This window comes from Streptomyces sp. adm13(2018), from assembly GCF_008042145.1.
Lineage (GTDB): Bacteria > Actinomycetota > Actinomycetes > Streptomycetales > Streptomycetaceae > Streptomyces.
On record NZ_RDBH01000141.1, the window covers coordinates 1,031,758 to 1,047,531 of the forward strand.

Annotated in this window: 15 protein-coding genes and 1 pseudogene; 12 read left to right on the forward strand and 4 right to left on the reverse strand. The window is 72.5% G+C overall.

Annotated features, from left to right (window positions below; translation table 11 throughout):
* Positions 1-185: 185 nt before the first annotated feature.
* The 8 genes from EAO70_RS32860 (at position 186) to EAO70_RS32895 (ending at position 10,385) form a co-directional block, all read left to right on the forward strand.
* Positions 186-1,631 carry an aldehyde dehydrogenase family protein gene (locus EAO70_RS32860; protein ID WP_148006400.1) on the forward strand — a complete coding sequence of 482 codons (1,446 nt, stop codon included), beginning with the start codon at positions 186-188 and terminating at the stop codon, positions 1,629-1,631.
* Positions 1,632-1,908: 277 nt separating this feature from the next.
* Positions 1,909-3,159, forward strand: a complete 1,251-nt coding sequence (gene aroA, locus EAO70_RS32865; RefSeq protein WP_148006401.1) for a 3-phosphoshikimate 1-carboxyvinyltransferase — start codon at positions 1,909-1,911, stop codon at positions 3,157-3,159.
* 25 nt (positions 3,160-3,184) lie between these two features.
* A complete protein-coding gene (dxr, locus tag EAO70_RS32870; RefSeq protein ID WP_187284122.1) occupies positions 3,185-4,444 on the forward strand; it encodes a 1-deoxy-D-xylulose-5-phosphate reductoisomerase in 1,260 nt (419 codons plus the stop codon).
* On the forward strand, positions 4,441-5,748 hold the full coding sequence (locus EAO70_RS32875) for a M50 family metallopeptidase (protein ID WP_148006403.1): 1,308 nt from the start codon (positions 4,441-4,443) through the stop codon (positions 5,746-5,748). The genes dxr and EAO70_RS32875 overlap by 4 nt, the downstream gene beginning before the upstream one ends.
* 103 nt (positions 5,749-5,851) lie before the next feature.
* The gene (gene ispG / locus EAO70_RS32880) at positions 5,852-7,009 is read left to right on the forward strand and encodes a flavodoxin-dependent (E)-4-hydroxy-3-methylbut-2-enyl-diphosphate synthase (protein WP_148006404.1); all 1,158 of its coding nucleotides are present in this window, start codon (positions 5,852-5,854) and stop codon (positions 7,007-7,009) included.
* Positions 7,010-7,195: 186 nt separating this feature from the next.
* The gene (locus EAO70_RS32885) at positions 7,196-8,041 is read left to right on the forward strand and encodes a GNAT family N-acetyltransferase (protein ID WP_148006405.1); all 846 of its coding nucleotides are present in this window, start codon (positions 7,196-7,198) and stop codon (positions 8,039-8,041) included.
* Positions 8,042-8,069: 28 nt separating this feature from the next.
* Positions 8,070-8,615 (forward strand): GNAT family N-acetyltransferase, encoded by a 546-nt coding sequence (locus EAO70_RS32890; protein ID WP_148006406.1) that lies wholly within the window; start codon positions 8,070-8,072, stop codon positions 8,613-8,615.
* A gap of 69 nt (positions 8,616-8,684) precedes the next feature.
* Positions 8,685-10,385: a proline--tRNA ligase gene (locus tag EAO70_RS32895; protein WP_148006407.1), complete on the forward strand. Its 1,701-nt coding sequence runs from the start codon at positions 8,685-8,687 to the stop codon at positions 10,383-10,385.
* An 88-nt stretch (positions 10,386-10,473) separates the two neighbouring features.
* Here the strand turns inward: EAO70_RS32895 and EAO70_RS32900 are convergent, their stop codons facing one another.
* The 4 genes and pseudogenes from EAO70_RS32900 to EAO70_RS32915 all read right to left on the reverse strand — a co-directional run bounded on the left by EAO70_RS32900 (position 10,474) and on the right by EAO70_RS32915 (position 13,313).
* Positions 10,474-11,379 carry a slipin family protein gene (locus tag EAO70_RS32900; protein ID WP_148006408.1) on the reverse strand — a complete coding sequence of 302 codons (906 nt, stop codon included), beginning with the start codon at positions 11,377-11,379 and terminating at the stop codon, positions 10,474-10,476.
* Positions 11,380-11,424: 45 nt separating this feature from the next.
* Positions 11,425-12,324: an aminoglycoside phosphotransferase family protein gene (locus tag EAO70_RS32905; protein ID WP_148006409.1), complete on the reverse strand. Its 900-nt coding sequence runs from the start codon at positions 12,322-12,324 to the stop codon at positions 11,425-11,427.
* A 31-nt stretch (positions 12,325-12,355) separates the two neighbouring features.
* Entirely contained in the window at positions 12,356-12,772 is a 417-nt protein-coding gene (locus EAO70_RS32910; RefSeq protein WP_148006410.1) for a ferritin-like domain-containing protein, read from the reverse strand.
* A pseudogene (locus EAO70_RS32915) lies at positions 12,769-13,313 on the reverse strand (hypothetical protein). Before EAO70_RS32915 ends, EAO70_RS32910 begins: the two are co-directional and overlap by 4 nt.
* Positions 13,314-13,481: 168 nt before the next feature.
* Here EAO70_RS32915 and rimP point away from each other — a divergent pair.
* From rimP to EAO70_RS39755, 4 genes are all read left to right on the forward strand, one after another.
* Positions 13,482-13,979: a ribosome maturation factor RimP gene (gene rimP, locus EAO70_RS32920; RefSeq protein WP_148006411.1), complete on the forward strand. Its 498-nt coding sequence runs from the start codon at positions 13,482-13,484 to the stop codon at positions 13,977-13,979.
* Between the two features lie 2 nt (positions 13,980-13,981).
* Entirely contained in the window at positions 13,982-14,977 is a 996-nt protein-coding gene (nusA, locus tag EAO70_RS32925; RefSeq protein ID WP_148006412.1) for a transcription termination factor NusA, read from the forward strand.
* Between the two features lie 75 nt (positions 14,978-15,052).
* Positions 15,053-15,334, forward strand: coding sequence for a YlxR family protein (locus EAO70_RS32930; RefSeq protein WP_148006413.1), 282 nt, complete (start codon positions 15,053-15,055; stop codon positions 15,332-15,334).
* Between the two features lie 146 nt (positions 15,335-15,480).
* Positions 15,481-15,774, forward strand: a 294-nt coding sequence (locus tag EAO70_RS39755) for a translation initiation factor IF-2 N-terminal domain-containing protein (protein ID WP_261993149.1), incomplete at its 3' end; no start/stop codon positions are given.

A 15,774-nucleotide genomic window follows, 5' to 3' on the forward strand; every position in this document is an offset into this window, starting at 1 on the left:
CGCCACGGCTCCCGCCTCGGCCGCGGACGACCGCCGCGCCGCCCCCCCCGCGGCCCTCTTCGGCCAATTCGGACAGCCCCTCCGGCCCACCACTCCACACCGGACAAACCCACGTCCGCCGCCCCGGCCCTAACGTGTCACGAGAGCAATCGCTCGCACCCCGATACGGAAAGGGCCGGGACGCAATGACGACCACCCACGCCTTCTGGCTCGCCGGCCGCGAGGCCACCGGCGAGGCCACCTTCGACGTCACGAACTCCTTCGACGGACGTCTGGTCGGCAAGGTCAGCGTGCCCACCGAGGCCCAGGTCGAGGAGGCCGTCGCCGCCGCGCACGCCGTCGTCGACGAGTTCGCCGCGACCCCGGCGCACGTCCGCGCCGCCGCCCTCGACCACGTGTCGAAGCGGCTCGCCGAGCGCACCGAGGAGATCGCCCTGGTGATCTCCGCCGAGAACGGCAAGCCCGTCAAGTGGGCCCGCGGTGAGGTCGGCCGTGCCGTCTCCGTCTTCCGTTTCGCCGCCGAGGAGGCCCGCCGCTGGAACGCCGGCGAGGCCCAGCGCCTGGACACCGAGGCCGGCGGCGCGGGCCGCCTCGCGCTGACCCGCCGCATCCCCAAGGGTGTCGTCCTCGGCATCGCGCCGTTCAACTTCCCGCTGAACCTCAGCGCCCACAAGGTCGCCCCGGCCATCGCCGTCGGCGCCCCGATCATCCTCAAGCCGGCCCCGTCGACCCCGATCTCCTCCCTGATCCTGGGCGAGATCCTGGCCGAGACCGACCTGCCGGCCGGCTCCTGGTCGATCCTGACCGTGCCGAACGACCGGATGCCCGCCCTCGTCAAGGACGAGCGCCTCCCGGTCATCTCCTTCACCGGTTCCGACACCGTCGGCTACGCCATCCAGGAGTCGGTGCCCCACAAGCACTGCACCCTGGAGCTGGGCGGCAACGCCGCGGCCGTCGTCCTCCCCGACTGGTCCTCCGAGGAGGACCTGGACTGGGCGGCGAGCCGCATCGCCACCTTCTCCAACTACCAGGGCGGCCAGTCCTGCATCTCCGTCCAGCGCGTGATCGTCGACTCCTCCGTCCACGACCGCCTGCTGCCGAAGATCGTCGCCGCCGTCGAGGCGCAGGTCACCGGTGACCCGTCCGACGCCGCCACCGACGTCGGCCCGCTGGTCGACGAGGCCGCCGCGAAGCGCGTCGAGTCCTGGGTGGACGAGGCCGTCGCCGCCGGCGCGAAGCTCCTCGCGGGCGGCAAGCGCGAGGGCGCGACCTACGCCCCGACCGTGCTCACCGAGCTCCCGGCGGACGTCACCCTGGCCCGCGCCGAGGTCTTCGGCCCGGTCCTGACCATCGCGAAGGTCGACGGCGAGGCCGAGGCGTTCGCCGCGGTCAACGACTCGGACTTCGGCCTCCAGGCCGGCGTCTTCACCCACGACCTCCAGGCCGCCTTCCGCGCCCACCGCGCCCTCGAGGTCGGCGGCGTGATCGTCGGCGACGTCCCCTCGTACCGCGCGGACCAGATGCCGTACGGCGGCGCCAAGCGCTCCGGCGTCGGCCGCGAGGGCGTCAAGTACGCCATGGACGACTACACCTACGAGCGCGTCCTCGTCCTGACGGGCCTCGCGCTCTAGACGAACGGCGTACGGCGTACGGAGGGCGCGCGGGGCACGGCACGGTCCGTACCCCGTACGGCCCACGTCCACGAGACCAGGCGGTCCGAACCCACTGTGCGGGGGTTCGGGCCGCCTTTCGTCGTACGGCCGGGCCTGCGGCCGGTCTTCCGCCGGTCCGTACCGGCGGACATCGGGTACGACGGACAGGAGACCGAGGAGGTGTCCCTGTCCGTCCCCCCGTCCACGCTCCGGACCACCCCGCCCACACAAGACGACGCACGGCAGGATGGGGCGGGTGACCGTCATCGACATTCCCGGCTCCAAGTCCGTCACCGCCCGCGCGCTCTTCCTCGCCGCCGCGGCCGAGGGCACCACCACCCTCCTGCGCCCCCTCGTCTCCGACGACACCGAGGGGTTCGCCGAGGGGCTGACCGCCCTCGGGTACGCCGTCCGCCGCGAGGCCGACGCCTGGCACATCGAGGGCCGGCCCGCCGGCCCCGGCGCGGACTCCGCCGACGTGTACTGCCGGGACGGCGCCACCACCGCCCGCTTCCTGCCCACCCTGGCCGCCGCCGGCCACGGCACGTACCGCTTCGACGCCTCCGCGCAGATGCGGCGCCGGCCCCTGGGCCCGCTCAGCACCGCCCTGCGTGACCTCGGCGTCGACCTCCGGCACGGCGGCGCGGAGGGTCACCACCCGCTCGACGTCCACGCCCGCGGGGTGAAGGGCGGCGCGCTGACCCTCGACGCCGGCCAGTCCTCCCAGTACCTGACGGCGCTCCTGATGCTGGGTCCGCTCACCGCCGAGGGCCTCGACATCACCGTCACCGACCTGGTCTCGGAGCCGTACGTCGAGATCACCCTCGCGATGATGCGCGCGTTCGGCGCGGAGATCGCCGAGGAGCGGGGCCGGGACGGCGGCCGCACCTACCGCGTCGCTCCCACCGGCTACCGGGCCCGGACCTACGGCGTCGAGCCCGACGCCTCCACGTCCAGCTACTTCTTCGCCGCGGCCGCCCTGCAGCCCGGCCGCTCCGTGACCGTCCACGGTCTCGGCACCGGCGCCCTCCAGGGCGACCTCGGCTTCGTCGAGGTGCTGCGGCGGATGGGCGCCGAGGTCGAGATCACCGACACCGGGACGACCGTCCGCTCCACCGGCACGCTCCGCGGCCTCACGGTCAACATGCGCGACATCTCCGACACCATGCCGACCCTCGCCGCCCTCGCGCCCTTCGCCGACGGCCCGGTCCGCATCGAGGACGTCGCCAACACCCGCGTCAAGGAGTGCGACCGCCTGGACGCCTGCGCCGAGAACCTGCGCCGGCTCGGCATCACGGTCCGCACCGGCCCCGACTGGATCGAGATCGAGCCCGGCACGCCCGCCGGACCCGTCGAGATCGCCACCCACGGCGACCACCGGATCGTCATGTCGTTCGCGGTCACCGCGCTCCGCGCGCCCGGCATCACCTTCGACGACCCCGGCTGTGTGAAGAAGACCTTCCCGGACTTCCACCGGGTGTTCGACACGTTCGTCCGCACCCCGTGAAGACCGCACGGCGTTTGCGGCGAGAATGGGGGGCATGAGCGACCGCCCCTCTCCTCTCGCCGACCCGCACATCGCCTTCGACGTGTCCGAAGGACGCCGGGACATCGTCGTCCTCGGCTCGACCGGGTCCATCGGCACGCAGGCCATCGACCTGGTGCTGCGCAACCCCGACCGCTTCCGGGTCACCGCCCTGGCCGCCTCGGGCGGCCGGGTCGCACTGCTCGCCGAGCAGGCGCACCGGCTGAAGGTCGCCGCGGTCGCCGTGGCCCGCGAGGACGTGGTGGAGGAGCTCCGTACGGCCCTGAAGGCGCTGTACGGCTCCGAGCCGCTGCCCGAGCTCCTCGCCGGCCCCGACGCGGCCACCCGCCTCGCCGCCTCGCCGTGCCACACCGTCCTCAACGGCATCACCGGCTCCATCGGCCTGGCGCCGACCCTCGCCGCCCTGGAGGCGGGCCGCACCCTCGCCCTCGCCAACAAGGAGTCGCTGATCGTCGGCGGCCCCCTGGTGAAGGCGCTCGCGAAGCCCGGCCAGATCATTCCGGTCGACTCCGAGCACGCCGCCCTCTTCCAGGCCCTCGCCGCGGGCACCCGCGCCGACGTCCGCAAGCTGGTCGTCACCGCCTCCGGCGGCCCGTTCCGCGGGCGCACCCGCGCGCAGCTCGCCGACGTCACCCGCGAGGACGCCCTCGCCCACCCGACCTGGGCCATGGGCCCGGTGATCACGGTGAACAGCGCCACCCTGGTCAACAAGGGCCTGGAGGTCATCGAGGCGCACCTGCTGTACGACATCCCCTTCGACCGCATCGAGGTCGTCGTCCACCCGCAGTCCTACGTGCACTCGATGGTCGAGTTCACGGACGGCTCCACGCTCGCCCAGGCCACCCCGCCCGACATGCGCGGCCCGATCGCCATCGGCATCGGCTGGCCCGAGCGGGTCCCCGACGCGGCCCCCGCCTTCGACTGGAGCAAGGCCTCCACCTGGGAGTTCTTCCCGCTCGACACCGAGGCGTTCCCGTCGGTGGCGCTGGCCCGGCACGTCGGCGAGCTGGGCGGCACGGCCCCCGCCGTCTTCAACGCGGCCAACGAGGAGTGCGTCGAGGCGTTTCTCGCGGGACGGCTGCCGTTCAACGGAATCATGGATACGGTCACAGCGGTCGTCGCGGAGCACGGCGTTCCCGTCTCGGGAACCTCCCTCACCGTCCCGGACGTCCTCGAAGCGGAGACCTGGGCGCGCGCCCGGGCCCGAGAGCTCGCAGCGAAGGCAACAGCGGAGGCCCGCGCATGACCGAAATGCTCCTGTACATCCTGGGCCTCGTGCTGTTCGCCTTCGGCCTGCTCGTCTCCATCGCCTGGCACGAGCTGGGCCACCTCTCGACGGCCAAGCTCTTCGGCATCCGCGTGCCGCAGTACATGGTCGGCTTCGGCCCCACGATCTGGTCGAGGAAGCGCGGCGAGACCGAGTACGGCATCAAGGCCATCCCCGCCGGCGGCTACATCCGGATGATCGGCATGTTCCCGCCGGGCGCGGACGGCAAGATCGAGTCCCGCTCGACCTCGCCCTGGCGCTCGATGATCGAGGACGCCCGGGAGGCCTCGTACGAGGAGCTCCAGCCCGGCGACGAGACCCGGCTCTTCTACACGCGCAAGCCGTGGAAGCGCGTGATCGTGATGTTCGCCGGACCCTTCATGAACCTGGTCCTGGCGGTCGCGCTGTTCTTCGGGTCGATGATGACGCTGGGCATCGAGGGCCAGACGACGCAGGTCGCGGGCGTCCAGAAGTGCGTGATCGAGCAGGACCAGAAGCGCGACAAGTGCGCCGCCGGCGACCCCGTCTCCCCGGCCTTCAAGGCCGGCCTGAAGGACGGCGACCGGATCGTCGCGTTCAACGGCGCCCCCGTGGGCGACTGGGACACCCTCTCCGACCGCATCCGCGACACCATCGGCCCGGCGACCCTCACCGTCGAGCGGGCCGGTCAGCGCCTGGAGCTGCGCGCCGACCTCGTCGCCAACAAGGTGCTCGCGAAGGACGAGGACGGCAGGGTCGTCCAGCCGGTCCGGTACGTCGACGCCGGGTACCTCGGCTTCGCCTCCAAGACCGAGGTCGCGCCGCTCAGCTTCGGCGAGACCACCGACCGCATGGGCGACCTCCTGGAGAACGGCGTCCACTCGGTCATCGCCCTCCCGGGCAAGATCCCCGGCCTGTGGGACGCCACCTTCGGCGACGGCGAGCGGGCGGACGACTCGCCCGTCGGCGTCGTCGGCGCCGCCCGCATCACCGGTGAGCTGATGACCGTCGAGGCCCCGCCGACGACGATCCTCGTGATGTTCATGAACCTGCTCGTCGGGTTCAACGTGTCGCTGTTCCTGTTCAACATGCTCCCGCTGCTGCCGCTGGACGGCGGCCACATCGCGGGCGCCCTGTGGGAGTCCGTCCGCCGTCACACGGCCCGGATCTTCCGGCGCCCCGACCCCGGCCCCTTCGACGTGGCGAAGCTCATGCCCGCCGCGTACGTGGTGGCCGGTGTCTTCGTCTGCTTCACGCTGCTCGTCCTCGCCGCCGACCTCGTCAACCCGGTGAAGATCACGTAGCCCGCAGGAGGGCCGGACCCGGTGGTGTCCGGCCCCCCGTCCCCGGGGCGGTAACCTCGGAACCCTGAGCCCGCCGACGCACAACCTTGAGGTTGCACAGAAGATGACCGCGATTTCTCTCGGTATCCCGACCGTTCCGACCCGGCTCGCCGAGCGGCGCAAGAGCCGCAAGATCCAGGTCGGCACCGTGGCCGTCGGCGGTGACGCACCCGTCTCCGTGCAGTCGATGACCACGACCCGCACGTCCGACATCGGCGCCACGCTCCAGCAGATCGCCGAGCTGACGGCCTCCGGCTGCCAGATCGTGCGCGTGGCCTGCCCCACCCAGGACGACGCCGACGCCCTCTCGGTCATCGCGCGGAAGTCGCAGATCCCGGTGATCGCCGACATCCACTTCCAGCCGAAGTACGTCTTCGCCGCGATCGACGCCGGCTGCGCGGCCGTCCGCGTCAACCCCGGCAACATCAAGCAGTTCGACGACAAGGTCAAGGAGATCGCCAGGGCGGCCTCCGACGCCGGCACCCCGATCCGCATCGGCGTCAACGCCGGCTCGCTCGACGCGCGCCTGCTCAAGAAGTACGGCAAGGCCACCCCCGAGGCGCTCGTCGAGTCCGCCCTCTGGGAGGCGAGCCTCTTCGAGGAGCACGGCTTCCGCGACATCAAGATCTCGGTCAAGCACAACGACCCGGTCGTCATGGTCGAGTCCTACCGCCAGCTCGCCGCCCAGTGCGACTACCCGCTGCACCTCGGCGTCACCGAGGCCGGCCCCGCCTTCCAGGGCACCATCAAGTCGGCCGTCGCCTTCGGCGCGCTGCTGTCCCAGGGCATCGGCGACACCATCCGCGTCTCCCTCTCCGCGCCGCCGGCCGAGGAGATCAAGGTCGGCATCCAGATCCTGGAGTCGCTGAACCTGCGCCAGCGCCGCCTGGAGATCGTCTCCTGCCCGTCCTGCGGCCGCGCCCAGGTCGACGTCTACAAGCTCGCCGAGGAGGTCACCGCCGGCCTCGACGGCATGACCGTCCCGCTGCGCGTCGCCGTCATGGGCTGCGTCGTCAACGGCCCGGGCGAGGCCCGCGAGGCCGACCTCGGCGTCGCCTCCGGCAACGGCAAGGGCCAGATCTTCGTCAAGGGCGAGGTCATCAAGACCGTCCCCGAGTCGAAGATCGTCGAGACCCTCATCGAAGAGGCGCTCAAGATCGCCGAGCAGATGGAGAAGGACGGCGTCGCCAGCGGCGAGCCCTCGGTCGCCGTCGCCGGCTGACCGGTCCGCCGACCGGGTCGCCGGCTGACCGGTCCGCCGACCGGCTGCCGACCGGCCGCCGTCCCGGTACCCCCGAAGCCCCCCGTCCCGCCCGGGACGGGGGGCTTCGTCCGCGCGGAGGGCCCCGCCACAGACGGGAGGGGTACAGTGCGGAGACCACGCAGAACCGTACGGTGAGGCCCCCACGTGCTGACACAACCCGCCACCCGGGTCCTCGAACCCGCCGACCTCGGCGCCGCACTCGCCGTCCTGGAGAGCGCCCCCGTCGAGAACGCCTTCGTGACCGCCCGCGTCCAGGTCGCCGGACTCGACCCCTGGCGCCTCGGCGGCGAGATGTGGGGCTGGTACAGCGAGGGGCGGCTGCGCTCGCTCTGCTACTCCGGCGCCAACCTCGTCCCCCTCTGCGCCACCCCCGAGGCCGTCCGCGCCTTCGCCGACCGGGCGCGCAGGACCGGCCGCCGCTGCTCCTCGATCGTCGGGCCCGCCGAGCCCACCACCGAACTGTGGCGGCTCCTGGAGCCGAGCTGGGGCCCCGCCCGGGACGTCCGCGCCCGGCAGCCCCTCATGGTCGCCGAGGAGCCCTCCACCACCGTCGCGCCCGACCCGCTGGTGCGCCGCGTCCGCAAGGACGAGATGGACGTGATCATGCCCGCGTGCGTGGCCATGTTCACCGAGGAGGTCGGCGTCTCCCCGCTCGCCAACGACGGCGGACTGCTCTACCAGGCCCGGGTCGCCGAACTCGTCGGCTCCGGCCGCTCCTTCGCGCGCATCGAGGACGGCAAGGTGGTCTTCAAGGCGGAGATCGGCGCCGCCACCCGCCAGGCCTGCCAGATCCAGGGCGTCTGGGTCGCCCCCGAGCACCGCGGCAAGGGCCTCTCCGAATCGGGCATGGCCGCCGTCCTCCAGTACGCCCTGGCGGACATCGCACCCGTGGTCAGCCTGTACGTGAACGACTACAACACCCCCGCGAGGGCCTCGTACCGCCGTGTCGGCTTCCAGGAGACCGGTGCCTTCATGAGCGTGCTGTTCTGAGGCCCCGGCCACTTGTAGGGTGCGCCGCATGGATGACGCAGAGGTCATGATCGGACCGGTCAATCTCGCCGCCCGGGTGGACGAGGCACTCGCCGTGCAGGCGGTCGCCTTCGGCCTGGACCAGGACGAGGTCGCCGTGCGCCGCCACATCGTGCTGCGCCACCTGCTGAGCCCCGGCGCCCGCGCCCTCGGGGCCACCACCCCCGACGGACGGCTCGTCGGATTCGTGTACGGGATGCCCAACGACCGCGGCCACTGGTGGTCCACCGTCGTCGAGTCCTACCTGCGCGCCACCGGCACCGTCGAGTGGCTCGACGACTCCTTCGTGATCACCGAACTCCACGTCCACCCCGACCACCAGGGGCGCGGGGTGGGCCGCGAGCTGATCACCGCCATCACCGACGAGGCCGCCGAACCCCGCTCGATCCTCTCCGCCATCGACACCGACAGCCCGGCCCGCGGCCTCTACCGCTCCCTCGGCTACCGGGACCTCGCCCGCCAGGTGCACTTCCCGAGCGCCGTCCGCCCGTACGCGGTGATGGGCGCGTCCCTGCCCCTCGAGCGCCGGAACTGATTTCTCCGACCCGGGGAGGCCCGGCTAATCTCGGGGCCATCATCCTTACCCGGCAGGAGTACGAGAACCATGGCCAACGCACCGGTCCAGCGCATGTCCCAGTTGATGGCGAAGACGCTGCGCGACGACCCGGCCGACGCCGAGGTCCTCAGCCACAAGCTCCTCGTCCGCGCCGGCTACGTGCGCCGTACCGCCGCCGGCATCTGGAGCTGGCTGCCCCTCGGCAAGAAGGTCCTCTCCAACGTCGAGCGCATCGTCCGCGAGGAGATGGACGCCATCGGCGCGCAGGAGGTCACCCTCCCCGCGCTGCTGCCGCGTGAGCCGTACGAGGCGACGGGCCGCTGGGACGAGTACGGCGCCGAGCTGTTCCGCCTCCAGGACCGCAAGGGCGGCGACTACCTGCTCGGCCCGACGCACGAGGAGATCTTCACCCTCCTCGTCAAGGACCAGTGCTCCTCGTACAAGGACCTGCCGGTCATCCTCTACCAGATCCAGAACAAGTTCCGCGACGAGGCCCGCCCCCGCGCCGGCATCCTCCGCGGCCGCGAGTTCCTCATGAAGGACTCGTACTCCTTCGACACGGAGGACGAGGGCCTCGCCCGGTCCTACGGCCTGCACCGCGAGGCCTACCGGCGGGTCTTCGAGCGCCTCGGCCTCGACTACCGCATCGTCGCGGCCACCGCGGGTGCCATGGGCGGCTCCAAGTCGGAGGAGTTCCTGGCCCCCGCCGAGGCCGGCGAGGACACCTTCGCCGACTGCCCGAACTGCGACTTCGCGGCGAACACCGAGGCCGTCTCGTACGTGCTCGCGCCGGTCGACGGCTCCGCCGTCGCGGCCGTCGAGGAGATCCCCACCCCGGACACCCCGACGATCGAGACCCTCGCCGCCTTCCTCGGCGTCCCGGCCTCCGCCACCCTGAAGAACCTCCTCGTGAAGGTCGACGGCGAGATCGTCGCCGTCGGCGTGCCCGGCGACCGCGAGGTCGACCTGGGCAAGGTCGAGGACCACTTCGCGCCGGCCGCCGTCGAGTTGGTCACCGAGGCCGACTTCGCCGAGCGCGCCGACCTCGTCCGTGGCTACGTCGGCCCGCAGGGCCTGGAGAAGGTCAGGTACGTCGCCGACCCGCGCGTGGCGCCCGGCACCGCGTGGATCACGGGCGCCAACAAGGACGGCGTGCACGCGAAGAACGTCGTCGCGGGCCGCGACTTCGAGGTCGAGGAGTACGTCGACGTCGTCGTGGTCGAGGAGGGCGACCCGTGCCCCGCGTGCGGCACCGGCCTCAAGCTGGACCGCGCCATCGAGATCGGCCACATCTTCCAGCTCGGCCGCAAGTACGCCGACGCCCTCAAGCTCGACGTCCTGGGCCAGAACGGCAAGCCCGTCCGCGTCACCATGGGCTCGTACGGCATCGGCGTCTCGCGCGCCGTCGCCGCGCTGGCGGAGCAGACGGCCGACGACAAGGGCCTGTGCTGGCCGGCCGAGGTCGCCCCGGCCGACGTCCACGTCGTCGCCGCCGGCAAGGCCCTCCAGACGGAGCTGGCCCTGGAGGTCTCCGACCAGCTGTCCGCCGCCGGCCTCCGCGTCCTGGTCGACGACCGCGCGGGCGTCTCGCCCGGCGTCAAGTTCACCGACGCGGAGCTCATGGGCGTCCCGAAGATCCTGGTCGCCGGCCGCCGCGCGGCCGAGGGCGTCGTGGAGCTGAAGGACCGCCGCACCGGCGAGCGCGAGGAGCTCACGGTCGCCGAGGCGCTGGCCCGCCTCACCGCCTGACCCGCCCGAACGGGGTGCGGGGCCGCCGGACGGCCCCGCATCCCGTTGTCGTACCCGGGCGGGCGCGGCGGCGTACGTTGCCGCGCGCTCACTCCTCCGGCGGTGCCGGTTCCACCGAGGCGCCCGTCAGGTCCTCCACCGGCTCCACCCCCGCCCCGTCCACCGGGCCCCGCGGGTAGGCCGGCGGGACGGCGGGCGGCGGGGCCGTGTCCTCCGACTCCTCCGACCCGGACCCCGGCGTCGCCCGCTCCAGGAACCGCAGCAGCTCCACCGGGATCGGCAGCACCAGCGTCGAGTTCTTCTCGGCCGACACGGCCATCACCGTCTGCAGCAGCCGGAGCTGGAGCGCCGCGGGCTGCGCCGACATCACCCCGGCCGCCTCCGCCAGCTTCTTCGAGGCCTGCAGCTCGGCGTCCGCGTTGATCACCCGCGCCCGGCGCTCCCGGTCCGCCTCCGCCTGCCGCGCCATCGAGCGCTTCATCGTCTCCGGCAGCGAGACGTCCTTGATCTCGACCCGGTCGATCTGCACGCCCCAGCCGATCGCGGGGGAGTCCAGCATCAGCTCCAGGCCCTGGTTCAGCTTCTCCCGGTTCGACAGCAGGTCGTCGAGGTCGCTCTTGCCGATGATCGACCGCAGCGAGGTCTGCGCCATCTGCGAGACCGCGAACTTGTAGTCCTCGACCCGGATCAGCGCCTCCGCCGCGTCCACGACCTTGAAGTAGACGACCGCGTCGACCCGCACCGTCACGTTGTCCCGGGTGATGCCCTCCTGGGCGGGCACGGGCATCGTCACGATCTGCATGTTCACCTTGTGCAGACGGTCCACGACGGGAACGATCATCGTGAAGCCCGGCGACCGCACATCGGCGCGCAGCCGGCCGAAGCGGAAGACGACGCCGCGCTCGTACTGCTTCACGACCCGCGCCGCCGCGCCCGTGTAGACGCCCATCGCCGCGGCCGCGCCGGCCACCGCCATCAGCAGCTCTTCGATCATCACGGCCCCCTGAGTCGAGCCGAACGGTACAAAAGGGGTATTCCCCTACAGCCAGCCGGCGAACTCCAGAAGCAGCTCGGCATCCTGCCGCCGTCCCGCGGCCAGCGCCCGCGTGCCCGACTCGACCGCGCGGAACAGGGTCCAGCCGCGCAGCCGCTCCCGGTCCAGGTCCAGCGAGTCCGCCAGCCGGTTGACCCGCCGCCGGGCCGCGGAGGCCCCCGAGGACGCGGCCACCAGGTCCTCCACCCGGTCCCGTACGAGCCGGGCGAGGTCGTACGCCCGCTCGCCGACCAGCGGCTCGGGGCCGACGGCCAGCCAGGGCGCGCGGTCGCCGCCGAGCACCTTGCCCTGCCGGAAGTTCCCGTGCAGCAGCAGCGTCTCCCCGGCGTCGGCGAGCAGCTCCTCGCGCGCCGCCAGCGCCGCGGCCGTCAGGTCGGCGGTCGCCTCTCCGGCCAGGTGCGGGGTCATCGCCGCGGCCTGCCGGGCGGTCCGCTCGGCCACCGTCTCGAAGCCGTGCTCCGGGGCCGGCTCGACCCAGAGCTTCCGTACGGTCCCGGCCGCCTCCAGGAGCGCCTTCGCCTCCGGGAGCGAGCGCAGCGAGACCTCGGGGTGCAGCCGTTCGAGGACGAGCGCGCCCTCCGCGGCCTCGTCGAGCAGCTGGACCGCTCCCCAGCCGTCCCAGTGCGCGAGGGCGTCCCGCTCCAGGTCGGGCCGGGCGAAGGCGGGTGCGAGCTTGAGCGCGGCGGGGGAGCCGTCGGACCGCCGGACGAGGACGACCAGGCTGCTGCGTCCGCCGGGCGCCGTCACCCGCTCGCCGTCCAGCGAGGCGTCGTCGAGCACCCGGTCGGCGAGCCCGGGCAGCTTCCCGAGCCACTCGGCCGCCGCGGCGTCCCCGTACGTCTCACCGAGCGTCCTGGTCAGTCGCTGCGGCGGTTCGAAAGCCATGCGTACGTTGTTCCTTCGGTCGGGGCGGGGCTCACACCCGCTCGGCGAGCCCAGGAAAGGTTACGTCGCTACCGCGCCAGCGCACCGCTCGTACCGCCGCCTCCCGCAGCGCGGCGGCCGCCTCGCGGCGCCGGGAGCCCTCGGTGGCACGGACCAGATCGGAGTAGACCCCGGCCAGCCGGTCCTCCAGGACGGCCGCGAGCCGGACCGCGCCGGCCGGGTCGGCGACCCGGAACGGCAGTGCGTACGCGGCCTCGGCCGCCACCGGCGCACCGCCCAGGTCGCGGACGCTCCGGCGGAGCGCGTCCCGGCGGGCCCGGTGCGCCTCGTACGCGGCGGTGGCCTCGGCCCGGCGGTCCGGACCGATCCGGCCGCCGACGACCCCGTACCCGTAGACCGCCGCGTGCTCGGCGGCCAGCGCGGCCTGGGTCGCGTCGAGGGCGCTCATGCCCGTGCTCCTTCGGTCAGCAGATAGGCGTGGGCGGCGCCGGCCGCGGCCACCGAGGCCAGCAGCCGGGCGTACTCGGGCGGGGCGGTGACCAGGGCGGCGGTGTGCGCGTCGGCGGCCGTGCGCTCGGCCGCCGCGAGCTCCTTCAGCGCGGCAAGCGGGTCGGCCGAGGCGGCGGCGGACGGGCGGGCGGGCCGTGAGCGCCGGGGGTCGGCGGGGCGGTCGCGGGCCGTACGGTCGTCCCGCCCTCACCGAGCGCGGCGGCGTGCGCCGCTACGGAGCGTCGCAGCGGCGTCAGCCGGGGCGCGAGGGCCGGATGGGCGGCGAGAGCGGCGTCGTAACGTTCCAGCAGGGCCCGGGAGGCGGTGACGGAGCGTAGCCGGAGCGCGGCCTCGGCGCGTGCCACCCGCTCGGCCTCCCGCGCGGCCGGGTCCGGCTTCCGGGGGCCCGGGTCCCCGGAAGAGGTGCAGCCCGTGAGCGCCGCCGCGGCGGCGGCCGAGGCCCCCGCCGTCAGGAGTGCGCGCCTGCCCGTCGTCGTCACGCTCTCTCCCTCGGCCGTGGTACGTCGTCGAAGATCGTCGGGATCACCGCAGGCGAGCGTACCCGCGGGCCCCGGGCCGGTGGACGGCAACACCCTCCCGGACCGGATACCCTTTGGTCTGACACGCGACGAACCCACAACAGCACACGCGGCCGAGGAGTCACCCGGATGAGCACCACCCAGAGCGACAGGCTGCGCGGACTCGTGGAGCCACTCGTCGCCGCGAAGGACCTGGATCTGGAAGAGATCGAGGTGTCCCGGGCCGGCCGCCGCGGGCTGCTGCGGATCGTCGTCGACTCGGACGAGGGCGTCGAGCTGGACGTCTGTGCCGAGCTGAGCCGCGCGATCTCCGAGAAGCTCGACGAGGGCGACGCGATGGGCGAGGGCGAGTACGTCCTCGAAGTCAGCTCGCCCGGTGCCGACCGCCCCCTGACGGAGCACCGCCACTACGTGCGCGCCACCGGCCGTCTGGTCAAGTTCCAGCTGGCCGAGGACGGCGAGCTCGTCGCCCGGATCCTCGCCGTGGACGAGGACGGCCTCGACCTCGAAGTGCCGGGCGTGAAGGGGCGCAAGCCCACCGCCCGCCGGGTCGCCTTCGCCGACATCGCCAAGGCGCGTGTCGAGATCGAGTTCAACCGCAAGGACAAGAAGGAAGAGGAGGCGTAGCCGTGGACATCGACGTGAAGCTTCTCAAGGGCTTGGCGCATGAGAAGGAGATCTCGTTCGACCTGCTGGTCGAGGCGATCGAATCGGCCCTCCTCATCGCCTACCACCGCACCCCCGACGCCCGCCGCCACGCGCGCGTGGAGCTGGACCGGGCCTCCGGCCACGTGACGGTGTGGGCCAAGGAAGACCCCGCCGAGCTGGAGGAGGGCCAGGAGCCCAAGGACTTCGACGACACCCCGTCGGACTTCGGCCGGATCGCGGCGAGCACCGCCCGCCAGGTGATCCAGCAGCGGCTGCGCGACGCCGAGAACGACGTGACGTTCGGCGAGTACGCGCGCCGCGAGGGCGATGTCGTCGCCGGTGTCGTACAGCAGGGCAAGGACCCGAAGAACGTCCTGGTCCGGCTGGACGACAAGCTGGAGGCCATCCTCCCGGTGCAGGAGCAGGTGCCGGGCGAGGAGTACACGCACGGCCTGCGCCTGCGGACGTACGTCGTCCGGGTGGCGAAGGGCGTCCGCGGACCCTCGGTCACCCTTTCGCGCACCCACCCCAATCTGGTGAAGAAGCTCTTCGCCCTGGAGGTGCCCGAGATCGCCGACGGTTCCGTCGAGATCGCGGCCATCGCCCGCGAGGCCGGTCACCGCACCAAGATCGCCGTCCGTTCCACCCGTTCGGGCCTGAACCCCAAGGGCGCCTGCATCGGCCCGATGGGCAGCCGCGTCCGCAACGTGATGGCGGAGCTGCTCGGCGAGAAGATCGACATCGTCGACTGGTCGGACGACCCGGCCGAGATGGTGGCGAACGCGCTCTCCCCGGCGCAGGTGTCCAGGGTCGAGGTCGTCGACATGGCGGCCCGCTCCGCCCGGGTGACGGTCCCCGACTACCAGCTGTCGCTGGCCATCGGCAAGGAGGGGCAGAACGCCCGCCTCGCCGCGCGCCTCACCGGCTGGCGGATCGACATCAGGCCGGACACCGAGCCGGACGCTTCCGAGGCCTGAGACCGTTTTTTGGCCAACAACTGTTCGATTCTTGCCCCAAACAGGTGAGGTCGGTACGGGGAGGTAGACTTAATCGTGTCTGGCCGGACGCAAGCCCGCGCGTGCCCTGAGCGAACCTGTGTGGGATGCCGGGAGCGAGCGGCCAAGAGCGATCTGCTGCGGATCGTGGTGAACAAGGACGAGTGCGTCCCCGATCATCGCGGTACGCTGCCCGGCCGGGGTGCTTATGTGCACCCCGCCGTGGCTTGTCTCGACCTGGCGGTCCGCCGCCGAGCGTTCCCGAGGGCCTTCCGGGTCCAGGGTCCGCTCGAAACGGCGGACGTCCGCCTCCATGTCGAACGGTCGGCACCGCAGTGAAGAAGTACGGCACGGAACACCGTGCGGTCAGGTACCTCGCGAGTTGGAAGTAGGTCGAGATTGCGATGAGCACTCGATGAGTACGCGATGAGTACGCCCATGAAGTAGCGACGGTCCGGCGGTAACCCGGACCTCAAAGGAGCGAAGTGGCTAAGGTCCGGGTATACGAACTCGCCAAGGAGTTCGGTGTGGAGAGCAAGGTCGTCATGGCCAAGCTCCAAGAACTCGGTGAATTCGTCCGTTCGGCGTCCTCGACGATCGAGGCGCCGGTCGTGCGCAAGTTGACTGACGCTTTGCAGGGTCCCGGCGGCAACGCCGGCAAGACCGCTGCCAAGCCCGGCGCGCCTCGCAAGGCCGCCCCCTCGAAGCCCGCGGCGCCGTCTCCGGCCGCCGCGGGCTTCGAGGGGGCGGCCTTGCGAGGCGCGCCGGGCTTGGCAGCG

What these genes read in the sequence shown, in the direction of transcription:
- EAO70_RS32890 (WP_148006406.1), top strand. Translation starts at nt 8,070, where the DNA reads ATGGATGACGCAGAGGTCATGATCGGACCGGTCAATCTCGCCGCCCGG.
- EAO70_RS32895 (WP_148006407.1), top strand. Translation starts at nt 8,685, where the DNA reads ATGGCCAACGCACCGGTCCAGCGCATGTCCCAGTTGATGGCGAAGACG.
- EAO70_RS32910 (WP_148006410.1), bottom strand. Translation starts at nt 12,772, where the DNA reads ATGAGCGCCCTCGACGCGACCCAGGCCGCGCTGGCCGCCGAGCACGCG.
- dxr (WP_187284122.1), top strand. Translation starts at nt 3,185, where the DNA reads ATGGGGGGCATGAGCGACCGCCCCTCTCCTCTCGCCGACCCGCACATC.
- EAO70_RS32875 (WP_148006403.1), top strand. Translation starts at nt 4,441, where the DNA reads ATGACCGAAATGCTCCTGTACATCCTGGGCCTCGTGCTGTTCGCCTTC.
- EAO70_RS32900 (WP_148006408.1), bottom strand. Translation starts at nt 11,379, where the DNA reads ATGATCGAAGAGCTGCTGATGGCGGTGGCCGGCGCGGCCGCGGCGATG.
- ispG (WP_148006404.1), top strand. Translation starts at nt 5,852, where the DNA reads ATGACCGCGATTTCTCTCGGTATCCCGACCGTTCCGACCCGGCTCGCC.
- rimP (WP_148006411.1), top strand. Translation starts at nt 13,482, where the DNA reads ATGAGCACCACCCAGAGCGACAGGCTGCGCGGACTCGTGGAGCCACTC.
- EAO70_RS32905 (WP_148006409.1), bottom strand. Translation starts at nt 12,324, where the DNA reads ATGGCTTTCGAACCGCCGCAGCGACTGACCAGGACGCTCGGTGAGACG.
- EAO70_RS32860 (WP_148006400.1), top strand. Translation starts at nt 186, where the DNA reads ATGACGACCACCCACGCCTTCTGGCTCGCCGGCCGCGAGGCCACCGGC.